The organism is Massilia sp. FBCC-B171, from assembly GCF_059134155.1.
The window spans coordinates 1,087,261-1,108,953 of record NZ_CP101443.1 but is presented as its reverse complement, the minus strand read 5'-3'; the positions used below and the strand labels follow the sequence as shown (position 1 = coordinate 1,108,953).

At 62.6% G+C, this 21,693-nt stretch carries 23 protein-coding genes and 1 other RNA gene; 11 read left to right on the top strand and 13 right to left on the bottom strand.

Annotated elements, in window-relative coordinates:
• Positions 1–5: 5 nt before the first annotated feature.
• Together aceF and aceE are read right to left on the bottom strand one after the other, a co-directional pair.
• Positions 6–1,337: a dihydrolipoyllysine-residue acetyltransferase gene (gene aceF, locus NMB41_RS04950; protein WP_494381370.1), complete on the bottom strand. Its 1,332-nt coding sequence runs from the start codon at positions 1,335–1,337 to the stop codon at positions 6–8.
• Between the two features lie 77 nt (positions 1,338–1,414).
• A complete protein-coding gene (aceE, locus tag NMB41_RS04945; protein WP_494381369.1) occupies positions 1,415–4,108 on the bottom strand; it encodes a pyruvate dehydrogenase (acetyl-transferring), homodimeric type in 2,694 nt (897 codons plus the stop codon).
• A gap of 453 nt (positions 4,109–4,561) precedes the next feature.
• On the opposite strand from aceE, the gene folD reads away from it, so the two are divergent.
• From folD to NMB41_RS04920, 5 genes are all read left to right on the top strand, one after another.
• Complete coding sequence (gene folD, locus NMB41_RS04940; RefSeq protein ID WP_494381368.1) at positions 4,562–5,470, top strand: bifunctional methylenetetrahydrofolate dehydrogenase/methenyltetrahydrofolate cyclohydrolase FolD; 909 nt, start codon at positions 4,562–4,564, stop codon at positions 5,468–5,470.
• Positions 5,471–5,483: 13 nt separating this feature from the next.
• On the top strand, positions 5,484–7,571 hold the full coding sequence (locus tag NMB41_RS04935; RefSeq protein WP_494381367.1) for a M3 family metallopeptidase: 2,088 nt from the start codon (positions 5,484–5,486) through the stop codon (positions 7,569–7,571).
• A 90-nt stretch (positions 7,572–7,661) separates the two neighbouring features.
• Complete coding sequence (locus NMB41_RS04930; protein ID WP_494381366.1) at positions 7,662–8,087, top strand: DNA polymerase III subunit chi; 426 nt, start codon at positions 7,662–7,664, stop codon at positions 8,085–8,087.
• Entirely contained in the window at positions 8,084–8,479 is a 396-nt protein-coding gene (locus tag NMB41_RS04925; RefSeq protein WP_494381365.1) for a hypothetical protein, read from the top strand. Before NMB41_RS04930 ends, NMB41_RS04925 begins: the two co-directional genes overlap by 4 nt.
• A gap of 234 nt (positions 8,480–8,713) precedes the next feature.
• Positions 8,714–9,847 carry a branched-chain amino acid ABC transporter substrate-binding protein gene (locus NMB41_RS04920; RefSeq protein ID WP_494381364.1) on the top strand — a complete coding sequence of 378 codons (1,134 nt, stop codon included), beginning with the start codon at positions 8,714–8,716 and terminating at the stop codon, positions 9,845–9,847.
• Positions 9,848–9,952: 105 nt separating this feature from the next.
• On the opposite strand, the gene NMB41_RS04915 is transcribed toward NMB41_RS04920, so the two are convergent.
• Positions 9,953–10,261 (bottom strand): c-type cytochrome, encoded by a 309-nt coding sequence (locus tag NMB41_RS04915; protein WP_494381363.1) that lies wholly within the window; start codon positions 10,259–10,261, stop codon positions 9,953–9,955.
• 173 nt (positions 10,262–10,434) lie between these two features.
• Here NMB41_RS04915 and NMB41_RS04910 point away from each other — a divergent pair, with 173 nt between their 5' ends.
• On the top strand, positions 10,435–10,659 hold the full coding sequence (locus NMB41_RS04910; protein ID WP_494381362.1) for a TIGR04438 family Trp-rich protein: 225 nt from the start codon (positions 10,435–10,437) through the stop codon (positions 10,657–10,659).
• A 238-nt stretch (positions 10,660–10,897) separates the two neighbouring features.
• Here the strand turns inward: NMB41_RS04910 and ilvD are convergent, their stop codons facing one another.
• On the bottom strand, positions 10,898–12,583 hold the full coding sequence (gene ilvD / locus NMB41_RS04905; RefSeq protein WP_494381361.1) for a dihydroxy-acid dehydratase: 1,686 nt from the start codon (positions 12,581–12,583) through the stop codon (positions 10,898–10,900).
• Positions 12,584–12,709: 126 nt separating this feature from the next.
• Here ilvD and NMB41_RS04900 point away from each other — a divergent pair, with 126 nt between their 5' ends.
• The gene (locus NMB41_RS04900) at positions 12,710–13,600 is read left to right on the top strand and encodes a LysR family transcriptional regulator (protein ID WP_494381360.1); all 891 of its coding nucleotides are present in this window, start codon (positions 12,710–12,712) and stop codon (positions 13,598–13,600) included.
• A gap of 1 nt (position 13,601) precedes the next feature.
• Positions 13,602–14,438, top strand: a complete 837-nt coding sequence (gene lgt / locus NMB41_RS04895) for a prolipoprotein diacylglyceryl transferase (RefSeq protein WP_494381359.1) — start codon at positions 13,602–13,604, stop codon at positions 14,436–14,438.
• A 182-nt stretch (positions 14,439–14,620) separates the two neighbouring features.
• Here the strand turns inward: lgt and NMB41_RS04890 are convergent, their stop codons facing one another.
• The 9 genes from NMB41_RS04890 to NMB41_RS04850 form a co-directional block, all read right to left on the bottom strand.
• Entirely contained in the window at positions 14,621–15,424 is an 804-nt protein-coding gene (locus NMB41_RS04890) for a sulfite exporter TauE/SafE family protein (protein ID WP_494381358.1), read from the bottom strand.
• On the bottom strand, positions 15,424–15,900 hold the full coding sequence (locus tag NMB41_RS04885; RefSeq protein ID WP_494381357.1) for a GAF domain-containing protein: 477 nt from the start codon (positions 15,898–15,900) through the stop codon (positions 15,424–15,426). Before NMB41_RS04885 ends, NMB41_RS04890 begins: the two co-directional genes overlap by 1 nt.
• An 80-nt stretch (positions 15,901–15,980) precedes the next feature.
• Entirely contained in the window at positions 15,981–16,319 is a 339-nt protein-coding gene (locus tag NMB41_RS04880) for a rhodanese-like domain-containing protein (protein WP_494381356.1), read from the bottom strand.
• A 10-nt stretch (positions 16,320–16,329) separates the two neighbouring features.
• Entirely contained in the window at positions 16,330–16,728 is a 399-nt protein-coding gene (locus NMB41_RS04875; RefSeq protein ID WP_494381355.1) for a hypothetical protein, read from the bottom strand.
• Entirely contained in the window at positions 16,725–17,039 is a 315-nt protein-coding gene (locus NMB41_RS04870) for an autorepressor SdpR family transcription factor (RefSeq protein ID WP_494381354.1), read from the bottom strand. The genes NMB41_RS04875 and NMB41_RS04870 overlap by 4 nt, the downstream gene beginning before the upstream one ends.
• Positions 17,040–17,107: 68 nt before the next feature.
• Positions 17,108–17,575: an EVE domain-containing protein gene (locus NMB41_RS04865; protein ID WP_494381353.1), complete on the bottom strand. Its 468-nt coding sequence runs from the start codon at positions 17,573–17,575 to the stop codon at positions 17,108–17,110.
• 73 nt (positions 17,576–17,648) lie between these two features.
• Positions 17,649–17,830: non-coding RNA, 6S RNA (gene ssrS, locus NMB41_RS04860), on the bottom strand.
• 46 nt (positions 17,831–17,876) lie between these two features.
• Complete coding sequence (locus NMB41_RS04855; protein WP_379758360.1) at positions 17,877–18,188, bottom strand: cell division protein ZapA; 312 nt, start codon at positions 18,186–18,188, stop codon at positions 17,877–17,879.
• Entirely contained in the window at positions 18,185–18,445 is a 261-nt protein-coding gene (locus tag NMB41_RS04850) for a hypothetical protein (protein ID WP_494381352.1), read from the bottom strand. Before NMB41_RS04850 ends, NMB41_RS04855 begins: the two co-directional genes overlap by 4 nt.
• A gap of 600 nt (positions 18,446–19,045) precedes the next feature.
• On the opposite strand from NMB41_RS04850, the gene groES reads away from it, so the two are divergent.
• The 3 genes from groES to NMB41_RS04835 all read left to right on the top strand — a co-directional run bounded on the left by groES (position 19,046) and on the right by NMB41_RS04835 (position 21,543).
• Positions 19,046–19,336, top strand: a complete 291-nt coding sequence (gene groES / locus NMB41_RS04845; protein ID WP_494381351.1) for a co-chaperone GroES — start codon at positions 19,046–19,048, stop codon at positions 19,334–19,336.
• Positions 19,337–19,377: 41 nt separating this feature from the next.
• Complete coding sequence (gene groL, locus NMB41_RS04840; RefSeq protein ID WP_494381350.1) at positions 19,378–21,024, top strand: chaperonin GroEL; 1,647 nt, start codon at positions 19,378–19,380, stop codon at positions 21,022–21,024.
• A gap of 96 nt (positions 21,025–21,120) precedes the next feature.
• Complete coding sequence (locus tag NMB41_RS04835) at positions 21,121–21,543, top strand: hypothetical protein (RefSeq protein WP_494381349.1); 423 nt, start codon at positions 21,121–21,123, stop codon at positions 21,541–21,543.
• The last annotated feature ends 150 nt before the right edge of the window (positions 21,544–21,693 follow it).

Below are 21,693 nucleotides of genomic sequence, written 5' to 3'. Positions count from 1 at the left end.
GCTCCTTACAGAAGGGTTTTGCGCAGGTCGGCCAGCACTTCGGCCAGGTAGGCGGCGAAGCGGGCAGCGCCGGCGCCATCGATCACGCGGTGGTCGTAGGACAGCGACAGCGGCAGCATCAGGCGCGGCTGGAAGGCGGCGCCATCCCAGACCGGCTTCATGGCCGATTTCGACAGGCCCAGGATCGCCAGTTCCGGTGCATTGATGATCGGCGTGAAGGCCGTGCCGCCAATGCCGCCGAGCGACGAAATGGTAAAGGTCGCGCCCTGCATGTTGGCCGGGCTCAGTTTGCCGTCGCGCGCCTGTGCGGAGAGCTCGCCCATTTCGGTCGCGATCTGCGACACCGTCTTCTTGTCCGCATCCTTCACGACCGGGACCACCAGGCCGTTCGGGGTGTCGGCCGCAAAACCGATGTTGTAGTACTGCTTCAGGATCAGCGCCGCGCCGTCTTCGCTGAGCGAGGCATTAAATTGCGGGAATTTCTTCAGCGCGGCGACCGATGCCTTGATGACGAAGGCGAGCATGGTCAGCTTCACGGCGGACTTCTGCTTGGCCAGCGCGGCGTTCGAATCGACGCGGAACTGTTCCAGGTCGGTCACGTCGGCTTCGTCGAACTGCGTCACGTGCGGGATCATGACCCAGTTGCGGTGCAGGTTGGGACCGCTGATCTTCTTGATGCGCGACAGCGGCAGCAGTTCGGTCGGGCCGAACTTCGAGAAGTCGAGCGATGGCCATGGCAGCAGGTCGAGGCCGACGCCGGTGCCGCCTTTCGATGGTGCGCCAGCAGGTGCCGCCATCACGCCCTTGACGAAGTTCTGCACGTCGATCTGGGTGATGCGGTTTTTCGGGCCGGTGCCGGGCACGCGCGACAGGTCGACGCCGAGTTCGCGCGCGAACTTGCGGATCGATGGCGATGCGTGGGCTTTGGATGCATCGCCGGCAGGCGCGGCTGGCGCAGGGGCGGCAGCCGGTGCAGGTGCGGCGGCAGGAGCCGGTGCTGGTGCCGGAGCAGCAGCAGGTGCCGGCGCGGCAGCCGGTGCAGCAGCAGAAGCAGCAGGCGCAGCTTCGGCGGCCGGCGCAGCGGCAGCAGCGCCACCTTCGGCCTCCTCGAGCAGCAGCACGAGCGAACCTTCGGCAACCTTGTCGCCGACCTTGATCTTGATTTCCTTGACCACGCCCGCGTGACTCGACGGGATCTCCATGCTGGCCTTGTCCGATTCGACGGTCACGAGCGACTGGTCGACCTTGATCGTGTCGCCCGGCTTGACCATCAGTTCGATGACTTCGACTTCCTTGAAGTCGCCGATGTCCGGGACTTTGACTTCCACAATGCTCATAGTGTTAGCTCCGTTATTTTTTGTATGGCTGAATCAGCAAACGCCGGCCCCGAAAGGCCGGCGAAACACCATTCACATTACTGGGTCACAGGATTTGGCTTGTTCGGATCGATGCCGTACTTGGCGATCGCCTGGCCAACAATCGCCATGTCGATCTTGCCTTCGTCGGCCAGCGAGCGCAGTGCGGCCACCGTGATGTAGTAGCGGTTCACTTCGAAGAACTCGCGCAGTTTCACACGGCTGTCCGAGCGGCCGAAACCGTCGGTGCCGAGCACTTTATAGGTGCGGTCCTTCGGCATGTAGCCGCGGATCTGCTCGGCGAACATGCGCATGTAGTCGGTCGTGGCGACGATCGGGCCGCTCGTTTCCTGCATCAGCGAAGTCACGTAAGGCACGCGTTGCTCGGCGCCCGGATTGACCATGTTCCAGCGCTCGCAATCCTGGCCGTCGCGGGCCAGCAGCGTCAGCGACGGTGCGGACCAGACGTCGGCCGCAACGCCCCAGTCGCTCGAGAGCAGTTCGGCGGCGAAGATCGATTCGCGCAGGATGGTGCCGCAGCCGATCAGCTGGACGCGGTTCTGCGTCTCGCCACCCTTCTTGAGCAAATACATGCCCTTCAGGATGCCCTCTTCCGTGCCGGGCGTGAGGCCAGGCTGCTCGTAGTTCTCGTTCATGATGGTGATGTAGTAGAACACGTCTTCCTGTTCTTCCACCATGCGACGCAGGCCGTCACGGATGATCACCGCCACTTCGTGACCGAAGGTCGGATCGTACGGCAGGCAGTTCGGGACCGTGGCCGCGATGATGTGGCTGTGGCCATCTTCGTGCTGCAGGCCTTCGCCGTTCAGGGTCGTGCGTCCCGCCGTGCCGCCCATCAGGAAGCCGCGCGCACGGATGTCGCCCGCCAGCCAGACCAGGTCGCCCACGCGCTGCATGCCGAACATCGAGTAGAAGGTGTAGAACGGGATCATCGTGCGGTTGTTCGACGAGTAGGACGTCGCCGCGGCGATCCACGAGCTCATGCCGCCCGCTTCGTTGATACCCTCTTGCAGGATCTGGCCGGCCTTGTCTTCGCGGTAGTACATGACCTGGTCTTTATCGACCGGCTCGTACAACTGGCCCTGCTGGTTGAAGATGCCGATCTGGCGGAACAGGCCTTCCATGCCGAAGGTACGCGATTCGTCGACCAGGATCGGCACGATGCGCTGGCCCAGGCTCGGGTCCTTCAGGAGGCTCGTCAGCACGCGCACATACGATTGCGTGCTCGAGATTTCGCGGCCCGGCGCGGTTGGTTCCAGCACGGCCTTGAACGATTCGAGCGGCGGCACGACCAGCTGTTCGTCGGACTTCTGGCGGCGCTGCGGCAGGTAGCCGCCGAGGGCCTGGCGGCGCTCGTGCAGGTATTTCATTTCCGGCGAATCGTCGGATGGCTTGAAGAAGGGGATCTCGGAGAGCTTGTCGTCCGGGATAGGAATGTTGAAGCGGTCGCGCATTTCGCGGATCGCTTCATCGTCCAGCTTCTTGGTCTGGTGCGCGGTGTTGCGCGCCTCGCCCGACTTGCCCATGCCGAAGCCCTTGACGGTCTTCACCAGCAGCACCGTCGGGGTGCCCTTGTTCTCCTGCGCGTTCTTGAAGGCCGCGTAGATTTTATGTGGGTCGTGGCCGCCGCGGGTCAGGCGCCAGATGTCGTCGTCGCTCATGTTGGCGACCATCTTCAGCAGTTCAGGGTGCTTGCCGAAGAAGTGCTTGCGCACGTAGGCGCCATCCTTGGCCTTGTAGTTCTGGTATTCGCCGTCGACGGTTTCCATCATCACGCGCTGCAGGATGCCGTCCTTGTCTTTCGACAGCAGGGCATCCCAGCCCGGGCCCCAGATGACCTTGACCACGTTCCAGCCGGCGCCGCGGAAGTCCGCTTCCAGCTCCTGGATGATCTTGCCGTTGCCGCGCACCGGACCGTCCAGGCGCTGCAGGTTGCAGTTGACGACCATGACCAGGTTGTCGAGCTGTTCGCGTGCGGCCATGCCGATCGCGCCCATCGACTCCGGCTCGTCCATCTCGCCGTCGCCGCAGAAGACCCAGACCTTACGGGCTTCGGTGTCGGCGATGCCGCGGGCGTGCAGGTATTTCAGGAAGCGCGCCTGGTAGATTGCCATCAGTGGGCCGAGACCCATCGAGACGGTCGGGAACTGCCAGAAGTCCGGCATCAGTTTCGGGTGCGGGTACGACGACAGGCCCTTGCCGTCGACTTCGCGGCGGAAGTTCAGCAGCTGCTCTTCGGTGATGCGGCCTTCCAGGAAGGCGCGCGCATAGATGCCTGGCGAAGAGTGACCCTGGATGTAGAGCAGGTCGCCGCCATGGGTGTCGGTCGGGGCATGCCAGAAGTGGTTGAAGCCGATGCCGAGCATGTTCGCGAGCGAAGCGAAGGACGAGATGTGGCCGCCCAGGTCGCCGTCGGCGCGGTTGGCTTTCACCACCATCGCCATCGCGTTCCAGCGCATCCACGAGCGCAGGCGCTCTTCGTATTCGAGGTTGCCCGGGCTGTTGACGTTCAGGTGCGCGGGAATCGTGTTGACGTACGCGGTGTTGCTGGAGAACGGGATGTGGGCGCCACGGCGGCGCGCCAGGTCGACCAGGCGCTCCATCAGGTAGTGCGCGCGTTCGGTACCTTCGTTTTCGATGACCGCTTCGAGCGCGTCGAGCCATTCCTTGGTTTCGAGCGAATCGGGGTCGTTGGCGGCCTGGGCCGTCAACTGATCGAGTTGAGCTGACATTGGTGCGTCTCCTTGGTTTTGGTGGCCCACGTCGATCTTCCCGATCGCCGGCGGCGGATGGTATTGAAAATCTAATCTGTATTAAGCAGCATGATTTTACCAGTGCATTTAGTCTTTTTCAAATTACGATATATCATTTCATAATATGAAATAAGGGTGCGCAGCATGCGTTGTCGGGCGATCTCTTGCATACCCGTAGGGTGGGCGGGTCTCCCGCCCACGCGTTCAACGATGGTTCGCCCCCCCCTACCGTGGTTGAACTACGTGCGTTGAACGCGTGGGCGGCAAAGCCGCCCCCCCTACGTCCCTTCGGCATGCATCCCGGATAATCCTGCCGCGTACCTACGTCCCATCCATAGTAACCCTATAAATATGACAACGAAACATCCCGCGCGGCGCGCGTTACCCGCACGCGCCGTATAATTTCATCTTTGTCCAGTGATGAGCCCCACCATGCCTGCCCAACTGATCGACGGAGTCCAACTTTCCCAACAACTGCGTGCCGAGATTGCCACGCGCGCCGCGAAGCTGACCGCCGCCGGCCAGCAGCCGGGCCTGGCCGTGATCCTGGTCGGCGAAGACCCGGCCAGCCAGGTCTATGTGCGCAACAAGGTCAAGGCCTGCGGCGACGTTGGCTTCCATTCGGTGCTCGAGAAATACGAGGCGAGCCTCACTGAAGCGGCCCTGCTCGCCCGCATCGACGCCCTGAACAATGACCCCGCCATCCACGGCATTCTGGTGCAGATGCCTCTGCCGCGCCACATCAATCCGAGCAAGGTCATCGAAGCGATTTCGACCGCCAAGGACGTCGACGGCTATTCGGTGCTGTCGGCCGGCGAACTGGTCGCCAACCTGCCGGGTTTCCGCCCGTGCACGCCTTACGGCTGCATGAAGCTGATCGAGTCTACCGGTACCGATCTGCGCGGCAAGCACGCGGTGGTGATCGGCCGTTCGAACACGGTCGGCAAACCAATGGCCCTTCTGCTCTTGCAAGCCAACGCCACCGTGACCATATGCCATAGCGCGACGCCGGACCTGGGCCTGTACACGCGCCAGGCCGACGTGGTCGTGGCCGCCGTCGGGCGCCGCAATACGCTCACCGCCGACATGGTCAAGCCGGGCGCGATCGTGATCGACGTCGGCATGAACCGCGACGACGCCGGCAAGCTGTGCGGCGACGTCGATTTCGCCGGCGTGCGTGAAGTCGCCTCCCACATCACCCCGGTTCCGGGCGGCGTGGGACCGATGACGATCACGATGCTGTTGATGAATACCGTCGAGTCCGCGGAACGCGTGCTCGGCAAGAACCAGGAACGGCTCGGCCTGACCGCGGGAATGGCCCCGGTGCCGGGCACCGCCTAAAACAGGAAGGAACATGATGAGCACTGATACCAGCAATTCCCTTCTCGATTTCTCCGGCCTGCCGCGTTTCGACCTGTTCCGTCCGGAACACGTCACGCCGGCCATCGAGCAGCTGATCCAGGAGGCCTCCTCCGTGGTCGCCACGCTCGAAGCGCCATCCGACAATGTCACGTGGGACAATTTCGTCGTCCCGCTCGAAGAAGCAACCGAACGCCTGGGCCGCGCCTGGGGCATCGTCAACCACATCAACCATGTGGCCGACACGCCCGAACTGCGCGCCGTCTACAACGAGAACCAGCCGAAAGTGACCGAGTTCTGGACCACGCTGGGCCAGAACGAAGCGCTGTTCGACAAATACAAGGCGATCCGCGCCAACCCGGAGTATGTCAACCTGACGCCGGCGCGCAAGCGCATCGTCGAGAACGCCCTGCGCGACTTCCGCCTGGGCGGCGCCGAACTCCCGGCCGAAAAGAAGGAACGCTTCGCCAGCATCCAGGAACAGCATGCGGCCATTTCCACGCGCTTCTCGGAAAACGTGCTCGATGCGACCAATGACTACAAGCTTCTGATTGAAGACGAAGCCGAGCTCGTGGGCCTGCCGGACGACGCAAAAGCTGCCGCCCGCGCAGCGGCCGAAGCGGCAGGCAAGACCGGCTACCAGTTCACGCTGCACTTCCCGTCCTATTTCCCGGTCCTGCAATTTGCCGACAACCGCCAGCTGCGCGAGACGATCTACCGCGCCAGCGCGACGAAAGCCTCGGACATGGGCGCCGTCTTCAGCGAACTGGATAAATGGGACAACACCTCGAACATCGCCCAGTTATTAAAGCTGCGCGACGAGGAAGCCAAGCTGCTGGATTACCGCAACTTCGCGGAAGTCTCGCTGGTGCCGAAGATGGCCGAGAGTCCCGAGCACGTGATCAGCTTCCTGGAAGACCTGGCGCGCCGCGCCCGTCCGTTCGCCGAGAAAGACCTGGCCGAACTGCGCGCGTTCGCAAAAGACGAGCTCGGGATCGAGGACATGCAGGCCTGGGACCTGACCTACGCGTCGGAAAAACTGCGCGAGCAGCGCTACGCCTTCTCGGCCCAGGAAGTGAAGGAATACTTCCCGGAGCCAAAGGTCATCGAAGGCCTGTTCAAGGTCGTGCAATCGCTGTTCTCTGTAACGATCAAGCCGGACACCGCCCCGGCCTGGCATCCGGACGTGCGCTTCTACCGCATCGAGCGGGACGGCGAGCTGATCGGCCAGTTCTATTTCGACCTGTACGCGCGCGCCGGCAAGGGCCAGGGCGCGTGGATGGACGACGCGCGCGGACGCCGCATGACGACCGGCGGCATCCTGCAAACGCCGGTGGCCTACCTCACCTGCAACTTCACGCCGCCTGCAACTGTGGACGGCAAGCTCCAGCCATCGCTCTTCACGCATGACGAAGTGACGACCCTGTTCCACGAATTCGGCCACGGCCTGCACCACATGCTGACCGAAGTCGAAGAGCTGTCGGTGTCGGGCATTTCGGGCGTGGAATGGGATGCGGTCGAGCTGCCTTCCCAGTTCATGGAAAACTTCTGCTGGGAGTGGGATGTGCTGCAAGGCATGACCGCCCACGTGAAAACGGGCGAACCGCTGCCGCGCGCGCTCTACGAGAAGATGCTGGCCGCGAAGAACTTCCAGTCGGGCATGCAGACCCTGCGCCAGGTCGAGTTCTCGCTGATCGACATGCACCTGCACTACGACTTCGACCCAAGCAGCCAGCAGACCGTGCAGCAGTTGATCGACGACGTGCGCAGCAAATTCTCGGTCATGATTCCGCCGGCCTTCAACCGCTTCCAGCATTCCTTCGGCCACATCTTTGCCGGCGGCTATGCGGCCGGCTACTACAGCTACAAGTGGGCCGAGGTGCTGTCGGCGGACGCGTATGCGGCCTTCGAGGAAGCGATCGAAGCGGGCGGCGGCGAACTGTCGGCCGAGACGGGCCGGCGCTTCCAGCGCGAGATCCTGGCCGTGGGCGGCTCGCGCCCGGCGCTGGAATCGTTCAAGGCTTTCCGGGGCCGTGAGCCGTCGATTGACGCCTTGCTGCGTCATAACGGCATGAACGCCTAAATTGCACGACCTGCGCGCCGGTGATAAGTTCGCCGGTGCGCAGCGACGCAAACCAACCACCGGCCGGCGCGCCGGATTACAATCTGATCCATGACACGGATCGACTTTCACACCAATATCCCCGACAAGCTTGCCTACGCCTGCCGCCTGGCACGCAAGGCCTACGCGTCGAAGGCCAACATCGTCCTGCTGGCCGAAGACGCCGCGCAGGCCGCGGCGCTCAACGAGGCGCTGTGGACGCTCTCGAACATCGACTTCCTGCCGCACGTGATGGCCGACGATCCGCTCGCGCCGCAAACCCCGATCATCATCACCGACAGCGAAGAAGCCGAGCTGCCGCACCACGACATGCTGGTCAACCTCACGCGCCGCACGCCGAGCACGCTCGCCCAGTTCGCGCGCGTGTTCGAAATCATCTCCATCGACGAGCAGGATGCCGCCGCCGGGCGCCAGCGCTACGTCGCCTACAAAAAACAAGCCTATCCGCTGACCCACTTCGTCGCAGGACAATCATGAGCCAGAACCCAGCCTTCGATAGCAGCATTCCCGTGTTGACTGAAGTCGTGCTGGAGAGCGTGCCGCCGGCGCCCGCCGGGCAGTCCGAGGCCGAGGCGGCGATCGCCGTGGCGGAAGAACTGGCGGAGCCGGTTGATGCCGTCGCGGCAGCGCCCGTGGCCGCACCGCAGCCCGCATTGCAGCCCGCATTGCAGCCTCTTCCCGACACCGACTGGGACGAACTCGAGCGCCGCATCGCCGAGCGCGTCGTCGCCCAATTGCAGCCCCAGATCGACGCCGTCGTGCGCAATGCGCTGACCTCGGCGGCCGACCAGATCCACGTCGGCTTGCGCCAGGCGGTCGAGCAGGTCGTGGCGCAGCAGGTGGCGGCGATCCAGTTCGGCCAAAAGTAAGCAGCACTGGCCGGGCGGCACACCTGGTGCCCCAGCGAGCGGCCACACCCAAAATGGGTGCATTTACCCTCCTCCCACGCCTTTAAATCGTGCACACTTCCCGCTGCACGACCACCCCGCGCGATACCTCTTTCCCAACCCTCTGAATTGTTGTACCTTTTGCTCTGCATCAATCGAAACAGGCGCTCGCGGCGGTGTATCGGGGCGCTCGTCATCCCACCATTTGGAGAACGTATGACCATCAAGCTCATTCCCCTTGCCATTGCGATGCTCGTTGCCGGCGGCGCCAGCGCCCAGCAGGTCGTCAAGATCGGCCACGTCGGCCCGGTCTCCGGCCCGAACTCGCACCTCGGCAAGGACAACGAAAACGGCGCCCGCATGGCGATCGACGAGCTCAACGCAAAAGGCTTCACCATCGACGGCAAGAAGGTCACGCTGCAACTGGTGGCCGAAGACGACGGTTCCGATCCGAAGCAAGGTACGGCCGTCGCACAGAAACTGGTCGACGCCAAGGTCAAGGGCGTCATCGGCCACCTGAATTCGGGCACCAGCGTGCCTGCATCGAAGATCTACAACGACGCCGGCATCCCGCAGATTTCGCCGGCCACCACTGCCACCCAGTACACCAAGCAGCGCTTCCCGGGCGCCTTCCGCGTCGTGGCGAACGATGCCAAGCTCGGCGGCACGCTGGGCAAATACGCGGTCGACACCCTGAAAGCGAAGAACATCGCCATCATCGACGACCGCACCACCTACGGCCAGGGCGTGGCCACCGAGTTCGCCAAGGGCGCCAAGGGTCCGGGCGTGAAAATCGTCGGCAAGGAATTCACCAGCGCCACCGCCACCGACTACACCGCCATCCTGACCTCGATCCGTGCCAAGAAGCCCGACCTGGTCTTCTTCGGCGGCATGGATTCGGTCGGCGGCCCGATGCTGAAACAGATGAAGGCGCTCGGCATCGAGGCGCGCTTCATGGGCGGCGACGGCATCTGCACCGAAGCACTGGGCCGTCTGGCGGGCGACGCGGTCGGCGAAGGCAAAGTGATCTGCGCCGAAGCAGGCGGCGTGACTGGCGCCGAGCAGGAAAAGGCGATCGCCGACTTCCGCACCCGCTTCAAGCAACGGACCGGTACCGAAGTGCAGCTGTACTCGCCTTACGTGTACGACGCGGTGATGGTGATGGCGGCAGCGATGCAGGCGGCCAAGTCGGCCGAGCCGGCAAAATACCTGCCTGAACTGAAGAAGATCAACTACCGCGGCGTGACCGGCCAGATCGCCTTCGACGCTTCAGGCGACATCAACAACGGCGCCCTGACCCTGTACACCTTCAAGGGCGGCAAGCGCAGCAAGATGGACGTCATTCGTTGATTTAAATAAGCCGGGCCTCGCGCCCGGCCGCAAACAAAAAGCGCGCCTGCTTCACAGCGGCGCGCTTTTTTATTCCGCTGCCCGGGGGGCAGCCTGGTCAGGCGATCACTTGGTCGCCAGCACCCATTTCACCAGGCTGCGCGCTTCCGCTTCGCTCACCTGTGGATTGGCCGGCATCGGGACCGGACCCCAGGCGCCTGCGCCGCCCTTCATGACCTTGGCAACCAACTTGTCTTCCGCGCCTTTTTGGCCGGCGTACTTGGCGGCCACGTCCTTGTAGGCAGGACCGACCAGCTTCGTCGCGGCAGCGTGGCAAGCCATGCAATTCTTGGCTTTCGCCAGGTCGGCTTGCGCGAACGCGCTCGAGGATGCCAGCACCGACAACACACCGAACAACACCAAAGAACGTTTCATGTGTCTCTCCAAAAGTAATGATTGCATTCTACCGCGTTTAGCCCGGGTAACTAGTTACCGTCACACTCTGTAACCTCGCTTACGTTTTGAGGTTGCACCGTTTCCACGCTCTGGCCATATTTTGCCACAGAGCACTAAATTCTTTGTAAGATGGCCCATTCTGGAGAATGACCATGCCCTTGATCCTGTTGATTGCCGCGCTGCTGCTGCTGCGCTTTTTCGAAGTCTGGAAGTTCGCCGAGCTGTCCTGGTGGTGGATCGTCGCGCTGATGGTGTTTGCATTTTTCTGGTTCGAGTATGTGGAGAAGATGCTCGGCTGGGACAAGAAGAAGGCGCATGACGAGGACGAGAAGCGGCGCCAGGCGCGGGTGAAAAATTCGTTCGACAAGCGCAAGTAAATAAAGCTGGGGGCAGGTCTGACATTCGGACACGATCTCTGCCTTAATCGGCTTGGTATCGTCGAGGCCGTGTCCGAATGTCAGACCTGACCCCAGCGTTTCGTGGGCTCGAGAGCCCATTAATCGGCTTGGTATCGTCGAGGCCGTGTCCGAATGTCAGACCTGACCCCAGCGTTTCGTGGGCTCGAGAGCGCTCGAGAGCCCACCCTACGTGCACAACCGTTCGTTGCAAGTTCATTTACCCGGTGACGGCACCTTTGCTCGCACTCGACGTCAGCGCCGCAAACTTCGCCAGCACCCCGCGCGTATAGCGCGGCGCGGGACGCGTCCAGGCGGCTCGCCGGCGCGCGATCTCCTCGTCCGGCACGTTCAGCTGGATCAGCAGTGCATTCGCGTCGATCGTCACCGAATCGCCCTCGTTCACCAGCGCGATCGTGCCGCCCTCGAAGGCTTCAGGCGACACGTGGCCAACCACCATGCCCCAGGTGCCGCCCGAGAAGCGCCCGTCCGTGATCAAGCCGACCGACTCGCCCAGCCCCTGGCCGATCAGCGCCCCGGTCGGCGCCAGCATTTCCGGCATGCCCGGTCCGCCCTTCGGTCCCAGGTAGCGCAGCACCAGCACGTCGCCCGGATTGATTTGCTTGGCCATGATCGCGTCCATCGCCGAATACTCGTCGTCGAACACGCGCGCCGGGCCCGTGATGGCCGGGTTTTTCAGGCCCGTGATCTTGGCCACGCAGCCTTCCGGCGACAAATTGCCCTTCAGGACGGCCAGGTGGCCCTGGGCGTACAGCGCCTTGTCGATCGTGCGGATCACGTCCTGGCCTGCCGGCGGCGTCGACGACACCTCGGCCAGCTCCTCGGCCAGCGTACGGCCGGTGATGGTGATGCAGTCGCCATGCAGCAAGCCGGCGTCCAGCAGCAGCTTCATCACCTGCGGCACGCCGCCCGCCTTGTGCAGATCGGTCGCCACGTACTGGCCTGAAGGCTTCAGGTTGCAGATGACCGGGACCTTGCGGCGGATGCGCTCGAAGTCGTCCAGCGTCCACTCCACTTCGGCGGCGTGGGCAATGGCCAGGTAGTGCAGCACGGCGTTGGTCGAGCCGCCGGTGGCCATGATCAGGGAGACTGCGTTTTCGATCGCTTCGCGCGTGATGATGTCGCGCGGTTTCAAATCGCGCTTCACCGCTTCGACCAGCACGCGCGCCGATTCGGCGCAGGAGCCGACCTTTTCGTCGTCAGGATTGGCCATCGTCGACGAATACATCAGCGACATGCCGAGCGCCTCGAACGAGGACGACATGGTGTTGGCCGTGTACATGCCGCCGCAGGAACCGGAGGACGGACAGGCGTTCTTTTCGATGCCGTCGAAATCTTCCTGGCTCATGCGCCCGGCCGTGAATTCGCCGACCGCCTCGAAGGCCGACACGATCGTCAAGTCCTTGCCCTTCCAGCTGCCCGGCTTAATCGTGCCGCCGTACACATAGATGCCCGGCACGTTGGCGCGGGCCAGGGCGATCATCCCGCCCGGCATGTTCTTGTCGCAGCCGCCGATGACGACCACGCCATCCATCCACTGGCCATTGACGCAGGTTTCGATGCAGTCGGCGATCACCTCGCGCGAAATGAGCGAGAACTTCATGCCTTCGGTGCCCATCGACATGCCGTCCGAGATGGTCGGGGTGCCGAACACCTGCGGGTTGGCGCCGTTGGCTTTCACGGTCGAAATGGCGATGTCGGCGAGTTTTTGCAGGCCCGAGTTGCAGGGCGTGATGGTGGAGTGGCCGTTCGCGATGCCGATCATCGGCTTGCTGAAATCGTCCTTTTCATAGCCCATCGCGTAATACATCGAGCGGTTCGGGCTGCGGGCGACGCCTTCGGTGACGTTGCGGGATCGGCGGTTGTAGCGCGGCTGGTCGGCCATGATGGACTCCTTGAAAACAATCACCAAAGAATGCCTTGCGCTCCATGTGGCGTCAAATATAAGATTTGCGTGCCTGTGATTCGTAAAACATATCAGAGCCGTTAAATTCAATGGAAACGCATATCGATGAACCTTGAACTGCGCCAGCTGCGCTATTTCGTGACCGTCGCCGAAGAACTCCACTTCGGCCGCGCCGCCGCGCGCCTGCACATGACCCAGCCGCCGCTGTCGCAGGCGATTGCGGCATTAGAAGAAACGCTGGGCGCGCCCCTCTTCCTGCGCAACCGCCGGCAAGTCGAACTGACGGGCGCCGGCAGCGCCCTGCTGCTGGAGGCGCGGCGCCTGCTCGAAGGCGCGGCCAGCCTGCCCGAACTGGTGCGCCGTGCGGCGGCGGGCGAATCCGGGCGGCTGGCCTTATCGTTTGTTACGCCGGCCGACTACAGCGTGCTGCCGCTCCTGCTGCGCGACTACAGCGCGGCCTATCCGAACGTCCAGCTCGTACTGCAGGAAGCGACCACCGACGTGCAAGTCGACGACCTGCTGCATGAGCGGATCGACGCCGGCCTGATCATTCCGCCGCTGTCGGACAAGGCGCAGGTGCACCTCGATTATCTGAAGCTGCTGGAAGAGCCGCTGGTGCTGTGCGCGCCCGCCGGCGTACTGCCGAATGGCGGAAAACCGGTCGACCTGAAAACCCTGCGTCAGCTAGCGTTGATCATTTTCCCGCGCAAGAGCGCGCCGAGTCTCTACGACGCCATCCTCAGCTGCTTCCACGAAGCCGGCCTGTCGCCCGAGATCGGCCAGGAAGCGATCCAGATGCAGACCATCGTCAGCCTGGTCTCGGCGGGCATGGGCTTGGCACTTGTGCCACAATCCGTGTCGAACCTGATGCGCCCCGGCGTAGAATACCGTGCCCTGGCCGGCCCGACACCGTTGGTGGAACTGGGCCTGGCCTGGCGCCGCGACAATGCCTCGCCCGTGCTGCGCGGCTTTTTGGAATTACTGAGGAAAAATTAATATGTTGGTACACCCGAATCCGGACCCCGTCGCCATTTCGATCGGCCCGGTCGACATCCACTGGTATGGCCTGATGTACGTGGTCGCCTTCGGCCTGTTCCTGCTGCTGGGGCGCCTGCGCATCAAGCAGCCGCACATCGCCGCGCAGGGCTGGAAGAACGAGGACCTGGACGACATGCTGTTCTACGGCATGCTCGGCGTGGTGATCGGCGGACGCCTGGGCGAAGTGCTGTTCTACCAGCCGGCCCACTTCTTCGCCAATCCGCTCGATATCTTTAAAGTCTGGCAGGGCGGGATGTCCTTCCACGGCGGCTTCCTCGGTGTGCTGATCGCGATGGCGCTGTGGGCGCGCAAGGCCAAGCGCAACGTGCTCGACGTGTACGACTTCATCGTCCCGATGGTGCCGCTCGGTTATGCCGCCGGCCGCCTCGGCAACTTCATCAACCACGAACTGCCGGGCCGCATCGCCGACCCGAGCCTGCCGTGGGCGATGCTCTGGCCCGTCGATGGCATGCGCACCCCGCCGATCTACCTCGAAGGCCTGCGCCACCCGTCGCCGCTGTACCAGATGATCATCGACGGCATCGTCGTGTTCCTGATCCTGTGGCCCTTCGCACGCAAGGCACGTCCGCGCCTGGCGGTCGGCGCGATGTTCACCCTGCTCTATGGCTGCGCGCGCTTCTTCACCGAATACTTCCGCGTGCCCGATTGGGAAACGACGGTGGCCGGCATGACCATCACCTCGGGCCAGGTCCTGTCGCTGCCGATGATCGTGGCGGCGCTGATCATGCTGGGCTGGGCGTATTCGCGCGATGGGAAGGCGCCGGTCAGGGCCTAAGGTTTTGTAGGGTGGTGCGGGCGCAAGCTTGCACCTGCGGCCTTGAAATATCGCTCGCGACATCAAGCGAAGACGTGTTTCTCGTCCGCAGAATAGTTTGCGAGCGATACCTCACTGCCAACGACTGCGGACACGTACGTAACGCGTGGGCACGGCGTGCCCCACCCTACGGTGCACCGCCGTTATTGAAACGCCTTCCAGAACATGTACGTGGCCAGCGTATATAAAATCACCGCAAACACCTTCTGCAGCCGGCGCACCGGCATCCGGTGCGCCGTACGCGCCCCCAGCGGCGCCATCGTCACGCTGGCGGCCACGATGATCAAGAGCGCCGGCAGATAGATGTAGCCCAGCGAATAGTCGGGCAAGCCCGGCTCGCCCCAGCCATAGAACACGTTCGCCACCGTCCCGGCCAGCGCAATCGGAAAGCCGAGCGCGGCGCTAGTGGCGACGGCGCTGTGGATACGCACGCCGCACCAGGTCATGAAGGGCACGGAGATAAAACCGCCGCCCGCCCCCACCAGTCCCGCCAGGATGCCGATCAGGCCGCCTGCGGCGAACATGCCTGGCGTGCCGGGCAGGTCGCGCGCCGCGGCCGGCTTCTTGTTGATGAGCATCTGCGTGGCCGAGAAGGCGACGAAGGCGCCGAAGAACCAGGCCAGGGTCGAGGCCGTCATCTGCTTGCCGATATACGGGCCGATCATCGACCCCACCACGATGCCTGGCGCGAGCAGCTTGACGATGCGCCAGACCACCGCGCCATGCTTGTGATGCGCGCGCACCGAGGACAGCGAGGTGAACATGATGGTGGCGAGCGAGGTAGCGATCGCCATGTGCACGACCAGCGCGTCCGGCACGTCGCGCGCGGTGAGCACCATGGTAATGAAAGGCACCAGGATCATGCCGCCGCCGATGCCGAGCAGGCCGGCGGCGAAACCGCCGAACGCGCCCATGGCCAGCAAGGCCAGGATCATCAGCGGGTCCATCAGGCGCGCGCGTTCACAGGCGCATCGGTGGCCTTGAGCTGCTTCGAAATCAACTCGGCAAACAGCCGCATCGTCGTGACCGTGGTCTTGTTGCTCAGCGATGCAGGGGCAGGATCGAGGCCGCACAGCGTGCCGAAATAGCTGCCGCAGGGTCGAAACAGGGGAACCGAGAAATAGCTCTGGAACCCATACCGGCGCGGGATAGGGTGCTCCCGGTATTGCGCGCTGTCGTCAACACAGTCGATGACGATCGCCAGTCCCGTATCGCGCACGTCCTCGCACAGTGTGGTGGTGACGTCGAGCGGGTCGCCCGGCTTCAGGCCGACCTTGAGGCGGTCGAGCACCGCGCAGGCGGTCCATGTGGTTTCGGTGACGTGGGCGACACAAATCAAACCCAGCCCGGTCAGCTCAGCCAGGGTGTGCAGGATATCGGGGACGGCACGGATGGCCTGGATCTCTTCGACACAAGACTGCATTACGGTTGTCAACGACTGCTCCGGATGATGATTGGTAGATGCAGAATCCTAACATCACCGGGCGGCCCCGACAGGCGAATTCAATCGCCGCTGTCGGTCGGCAGTCCCGCCCCAAGCCAGCCGGAGATTCCCGCCGACATGACGCGGACATCGGTGTAGCCCAGCTTCCCGGCACGCCGCGCCGCGTTCGGCGCCTTGCGGCACAGCGGGTTCGAACAATAGAAGACAAGCGGCGTGGCGGGTTCGGGCGGCAGCAGCGCGGCATCGAAGTCCGGCACCAGGTTGACTGCGCCCGGGACCCGCGCCTGACGCCAGGCGTGGCGCGCGTTCAGGTCGAACACGGCGAGGCCGCCCTGCCCCAGCCGCTGCTGCACGTCGCGCGGCGCGATCGATTTCAAGCCCATCAGCATGGCGAACATGGGCTTCTCCTTAACCGCGCGCGGCGCTGGCACCGACGCCGAGGCAGCGCAGCACCGCCGCCGTCAGGGCCACGGCCAGGATCGCGCCGCCGACCAGGTGCATCAGCACGGGCGGCGCCAGCAGCATCGCGAGGATATAGCCGAGTCCGCCCAGCACCAGGCTCCAGCCGGCGAAGCGGCGCGCCGCCTGTTCGGCTGCGGGAGGACAGCGCAGGCGCGCCATGCTGGTGAGCGACTTGGGAATCACGTTCGCAAACACGAGCACAACCAGGCCCAGCATCACGCCGGTCAGGCGCTGCGCCCATTCGAAGGATAAATATTCGGGCGCGGCCCATTTCAGGGCGGCGGACGTCGCCACGATCAGCACCGCGGCAAACAGCGCGCGGCCCAGCGGGAAAGCGGTTTTCATGACTTCTCCTCGTTCGATTCAGCTGTGGGATGGCCGTCGTCCGGCCGCGTGACCTGCAATCCAAAGGTTTGCGCAAACGCGAGCAGCGCTTCTTCGAGCACCGACAATTTGAGGCGGTAGGTAACGTTGCGCCCCTGCTTCTCGGCTTCGATCAGGTCTGCATTGACGAGCACGGCGAAGTGCGCCGACATGGTGGGCTTGGAGACGTCGAACATCTCGGCAAGTTCCCCCGCACCGATGGGTCCGGCCTGCAGCAGTTGCAGGACCTTGCGGCGGGTCGGGTCGGACAGGGCTTTGAAGACTGTGCTCATGTGATCGATTATTAGCTAATCATCTAACTATTGCAAGCACTTTCGCGCGGTTCGTGCGCGATGCCGGATCAGCCTTTGCAGCGAATCAATTTGAGGATCGCATCCCACTGCCCGCTCGTCACCGGCGAAATCGACAGGCGGCTGCCTTTCTGCAGCAAGACCATGTCTTCCAATGCGCCCATTGCGCGCATTTCCGCCAGCGGCAAATAGCGCCCCTTTTCTTTCGCGCGCACGTCGACCGATATCCAGCGCGGTTGCGCCTGCGTCGCTTTCGGATCGAAGTATTTGCCGCTGGTGTCGAATTGGCTGGCGTCCGGATAAGGACCGCTCACCACTTCGGCGATTCCCGCAACGCCGGGAACGGCGCAACTGGAGTGATAAAACAGGATGCCGTCGCCGACCTGCATCGCGTCGCGCATGAAATTACGGGCCTGATAATTGCGCACGCCGAACCAGGCGACGGTCTGCCCGGGGGCCGCGAGAACGTCGTCGAAACTGACTTCATCGGGCTCGGATTTCATCAACCAGTAACGCATCGCATCCTGCTCACAAAATAAAAAACGCATAAAAAAACGGCTGCGTGCATATGCCCGCAACCGCTTTCTCGAATAGTGCCCCGCCTGTGCCGTTTTTTGCCGGCATCCCGAACCTAATGGCTCAAGGTGGTCACAGTCAGTTCAATTTCGGGTTCGTCGAACAAGCGACGCTCACGCCCATCAAACACTATCCCGCAACCTATGCATGTAAATGGTTCAAGGAATATATGGCAATCTCGAACACCGCAGGGTGAGACGGAGTTTACTCCCTTGAAGCCTCATGTCAAACGAATTTGGCCGCTCAGGATAAATTTTCTTGCGGCGCCAAGGCCTGGTCGAGGACGCTGTGCATCACTTCGAGTTTTTGCTTGACTTCGAGCATAGTCATGTCGGAGAGCGGGCCTTGCGGCGACTTGACCGACAGGAATTCCGCAGCGACGCTGAGCGCGGCCATGACGGCGATGCGGTCGTTGCCCTTCACTTTTCCCGAGTCGCGCAGCGCGGTCATCTTGCCGTCGAGATAGCGCACGGCGTCGCGCAGGGTGGCCTGCTCGCCTTCCTTGCAAGCCAGGCGGTAAGGCTGGCCCATGATCGTCACATCCAGGTAAATCATCGGGCGGCCTCGGTATCTTCGATGGATTCGGCGTCTTCTTCATGATCGGTGTCCGGCGCGGCTTCCGGCGCGGGCAATTGCTCGATCACGGCTTCGACCCGGTGCTGGACCTCGACAATACGCTCGACGAGCGCCATGTTTACTTCATTGAGCACCAGATTGGTCTGGCGCAGTTGCGCATTCTCGCTGCGCAGCGACACGACCAGCTCTGCGAGCCGCTCGATCTTGTCGGATAAGTCTTGGAATTCGGAAATCATTCGTAACTATAGGTCTGATAAGGTTTGACAGTCAACAGGATAGCGTGTTGTGCGCCCGGGGGTTGGTTCTTGCCGGACGCCTACGCGCTCAGGCCTAGCGCGCCTTCAAATACCTGCCCGGGTCGAAATCGGCGATATCGATCTTGCCGAAGTCCCTGGGCGGCACGTGGACCTGCGTCTCCCAGCTGCGGCATGCGCCCGCAGGCTTGCGAGGTGGCAGGCAAGAACACATTATTTAGGATGGCGCTAAAAATAAAGGCACCAGGTTTTCTTCCTTGAATAGCACGTTTCAGCCGGTCTTTTGATCTTGATCAATTTACCCCCAACGGTGCGTCAAGCCCCGTAGGTTCGGTGCTAGTCTCTCCGCTTTCTGCCTTCACCATGGCAAGGAAAGCATCTCATCCAGCGTGCATGATTTGCGCCCCATCAAGCCTGTAAAGTTTATTTCGCAACATGGCTGCTTGAAATACCCCTATATCGTCCCTATAATTAGCACTCGTTAGCTGAGAGTGCTAACAACTCTTTCAAGCCGCAACGTAGCAACGAGGCGGCGACCGAAGTCAACAACAGCTAGTCCACACACTGAATAAGGAGTTCTGCATGAACCTTCGCCCATTGCACGATCGCGTCATCGTCAAGCGTCTCGACCAGGAAACCAAGACCGCCTCCGGCCTGATCATCCCTGATGCTGCCGCCGAAAAACCGGACCAGGGCGAGATCCTGGCTGTCGGCAACGGCAAGGTCCAGGAAAACGGCTCGCTGCGCGCCCTGGAAGTCCAGGTCGGCGATCGCGTCCTGTTCGGCAAGTACTCGGGCCAGACCGTCAAGGTCGATGGTCAAGAGCTGCTGGTGATGCGTGAAGAAGACATCATGGCCGTGTTGGTCAAGTAATTCTCTTTCAGAATATCCTCGAATAAATCGGAGAACTAAAAATGGCAGCTAAAGAAGTAATTTTCGGCGACGCAGCGCGCGCCAAAATGGTTGAAGGCGTCAACATCCTCGCCAACGCAGTCAAAGTCACCCTGGGTCCTAAAGGCCGCAACGTCGTGCTCGACCGCGCCTTCGGTTCGCCAACCGTCACCAAGGACGGCGTGTCGGTCGCGAAAGAGATCGAACTCAAAGACAAGCTCATGAACATGGGCGCGCAGATGGTCAAGGAAGTCGCATCGAAGACCAGCGACAACGCCGGCGACGGCACCACCACCGCCACCGTGCTGGCACAAGCCATCGTGCGCGAAGGCATGAAGTTCGTTGCCGCCGGCATGAACCCGATGGACCTGAAGCGCGGCATCGACAAGGCAGTTGCTGCCACCGTCGAAGAGCTGGCCAAGATCTCGCGTCCATGCACCACCACCAAGGAAATCGCCCAGGTCGGCGCCATTTCCGCGAACTCGGACTACTCGATCGGCGAGCGCATCGCTGAAGCGATGGAAAAAGTCGGCAAGGAAGGCGTCATCACCGTTGAAGACGGCAAGTCGCTGAACGACGAACTCGACATCGTCGAAGGCATGCAGTTCGACCGCGGCTATCTGTCGCCATACTTCATCAACAACCCGGACAAGCAAGTCGCCATCCACGACAATCCATTCGTCCTGCTGTGCGACAAGAAGATCTCGAACATCCGTGACCTGCTGCCGGTACTGGAACAAGTCGCGAAAGCCGGCCGTCCACTGGTCATCGTCGCTGAAGACATCGACGGCGAAGCGCTGGCGACCCTGGTCGTCAACAACATCCGTGGCATCCTGAAGACCGTCGCTGTCAAAGCGCCAGGCTTCGGCGACCGCCGCAAGGCCATGCTGGAAGACATCGCTGTCCTGACCGGCGGCCAGGTCATCGCTGAAGAAGTCGGCCTGACCCTGGAAAAGGTCACGCTGGCAGAACTCGGCCAGGCCAAGCGCATCGAAGTCGGCAAGGAAAACACCATCATCATCGACGGTGCCGGCGCTGCTGAAAACATCGAAGCGCGCGTCAAGATGGTGCGCGTCCAGATCGAAGAAGCGACCTCGGACTACGACCGCGAAAAGCTGCAAGAGCGCGTGGCCAAGCTGGCCGGCGGCGTTGCCGTGATCAAGGTTGGCGCTGCTACCGAAGTCGAAATGAAGGAAAAGAAAGCACGCGTCGAAGATGCGCTGCACGCTACCCGCGCTGCGGTTGAAGAAGGCATCGTGCCAGGCGGCGGCGTTGCCCTGCTGCGTGCCCGTGCTTCGATCAACATCAAGGGCGACAACCCTGACCAGGAAGCCGGCATCAAGATCGTCCTGCGCGCAATGGAAGAGCCGCTGCGCATGATCGTCCAGAACGCTGGCGAAGAGCCATCGGTCGTCGTCGCAGCAGTCCTGGCCGGCACCGGCAACTACGGCTACAACGCCGCCAACGGCACCTACGGCGACATGGTCGAAATGGGCGTGCTGGACCCAGCCAAGGTCACCCGTTCGGCCCTGCAAAACGCAGCGTCGATCGCCGGCCTGATGCTGACCACCGACTGCATGGTCTCGGAACTGGCTGAAGACAAAGCAGCCGGCGGCATGGGCGGCATGGGTGGTATGGGCGGCATGGGCGGCATGGACGGCATGATGTAATGTCGTTTGCCCGGCGCCGCTTCGGCGGCGCTGTGCTGCACAATGGAGTCCGCAAGGTTCGCGCCTCGCGGGCTTTTTTTACTTTTGGAGATTGCAATGCCGTTTGTCGATGCAGAAGAACTCGAAGACGCCGTGTTGATGGTGTCGGATGCGGGAACCGGGGACGAGGCCTGGGTGTCCCTCGACACCGGTGCGGTGCATGTCCGTTCCGACCTGGTGGACCCGGAGCTGGCGCCCCTGCCGGACGATATCGATACCTCGGACCGCTACGTGCCGGTGCCGCGGGTCAGCACGCTCGAACTCGGGCTCGAGGTCGTGTTCGATTTCGTTGGTGCGGCGATGCCGGAGGACGAAGCGCGGGTGCGCCAGATGTTCAAGAAAGCGGGCGGCTACCGGGTGTTCGGCGAGCTGGTCGACGAGCGCGGGCTGAGCGAGCGCTGGTATGATTTCCGTGAGGCGCAGACGCGCGCGGCGCTGGCTGCCTGGTGCGAGGAGAATGGGCTGACGCTGGGGGCTTAAGGCCGGTGTGCGGGCGGTGTGGGGCTGTTGCCTGTTACTTTATTGGTCCGCATGATCAGCGTGGGCACGGGGTGCCCACCCTACCGGACACGTTAACGATCCGGGTTTCGTATGATCTCGCTACCAGAGGTGCCCGTAGGGTGGGCACCC

Bases quoted from the DNA above. Each gene is read 5' to 3' on its own strand.
- aceF (WP_494381370.1), bottom strand. From the start codon at position 1,337: ATGAGCATTGTGGAAGTCAAAGTCCCGGACATCGGCGACTTCAAGGAA.
- aceE (WP_494381369.1), bottom strand. From the start codon at position 4,108: ATGTCAGCTCAACTCGATCAGTTGACGGCCCAGGCCGCCAACGACCCC.
- folD (WP_494381368.1), top strand. From the start codon at position 4,562: ATGCCTGCCCAACTGATCGACGGAGTCCAACTTTCCCAACAACTGCGT.
- NMB41_RS04935 (WP_494381367.1), top strand. From the start codon at position 5,484: ATGATGAGCACTGATACCAGCAATTCCCTTCTCGATTTCTCCGGCCTG.
- NMB41_RS04930 (WP_494381366.1), top strand. From the start codon at position 7,662: ATGACACGGATCGACTTTCACACCAATATCCCCGACAAGCTTGCCTAC.
- NMB41_RS04925 (WP_494381365.1), top strand. From the start codon at position 8,084: ATGAGCCAGAACCCAGCCTTCGATAGCAGCATTCCCGTGTTGACTGAA.
- NMB41_RS04920 (WP_494381364.1), top strand. From the start codon at position 8,714: ATGACCATCAAGCTCATTCCCCTTGCCATTGCGATGCTCGTTGCCGGC.
- NMB41_RS04915 (WP_494381363.1), bottom strand. From the start codon at position 10,261: ATGAAACGTTCTTTGGTGTTGTTCGGTGTGTTGTCGGTGCTGGCATCC.
- NMB41_RS04910 (WP_494381362.1), top strand. From the start codon at position 10,435: ATGCCCTTGATCCTGTTGATTGCCGCGCTGCTGCTGCTGCGCTTTTTC.
- ilvD (WP_494381361.1), bottom strand. From the start codon at position 12,583: ATGGCCGACCAGCCGCGCTACAACCGCCGATCCCGCAACGTCACCGAA.
- NMB41_RS04900 (WP_494381360.1), top strand. From the start codon at position 12,710: ATGAACCTTGAACTGCGCCAGCTGCGCTATTTCGTGACCGTCGCCGAA.
- lgt (WP_494381359.1), top strand. From the start codon at position 13,602: ATGTTGGTACACCCGAATCCGGACCCCGTCGCCATTTCGATCGGCCCG.
- NMB41_RS04890 (WP_494381358.1), bottom strand. From the start codon at position 15,424: ATGGACCCGCTGATGATCCTGGCCTTGCTGGCCATGGGCGCGTTCGGC.
- NMB41_RS04885 (WP_494381357.1), bottom strand. From the start codon at position 15,900: ATGCAGTCTTGTGTCGAAGAGATCCAGGCCATCCGTGCCGTCCCCGAT.
- NMB41_RS04880 (WP_494381356.1), bottom strand. From the start codon at position 16,319: ATGTTCGCCATGCTGATGGGCTTGAAATCGATCGCGCCGCGCGACGTG.
- NMB41_RS04875 (WP_494381355.1), bottom strand. From the start codon at position 16,728: ATGAAAACCGCTTTCCCGCTGGGCCGCGCGCTGTTTGCCGCGGTGCTG.
- NMB41_RS04870 (WP_494381354.1), bottom strand. From the start codon at position 17,039: ATGAGCACAGTCTTCAAAGCCCTGTCCGACCCGACCCGCCGCAAGGTC.
- NMB41_RS04865 (WP_494381353.1), bottom strand. From the start codon at position 17,575: ATGCGTTACTGGTTGATGAAATCCGAGCCCGATGAAGTCAGTTTCGAC.
- NMB41_RS04855 (WP_379758360.1), bottom strand. From the start codon at position 18,188: ATGATTTACCTGGATGTGACGATCATGGGCCAGCCTTACCGCCTGGCT.
- NMB41_RS04850 (WP_494381352.1), bottom strand. From the start codon at position 18,445: ATGATTTCCGAATTCCAAGACTTATCCGACAAGATCGAGCGGCTCGCA.
- groES (WP_494381351.1), top strand. From the start codon at position 19,046: ATGAACCTTCGCCCATTGCACGATCGCGTCATCGTCAAGCGTCTCGAC.
- groL (WP_494381350.1), top strand. From the start codon at position 19,378: ATGGCAGCTAAAGAAGTAATTTTCGGCGACGCAGCGCGCGCCAAAATG.
- NMB41_RS04835 (WP_494381349.1), top strand. From the start codon at position 21,121: ATGCCGTTTGTCGATGCAGAAGAACTCGAAGACGCCGTGTTGATGGTG.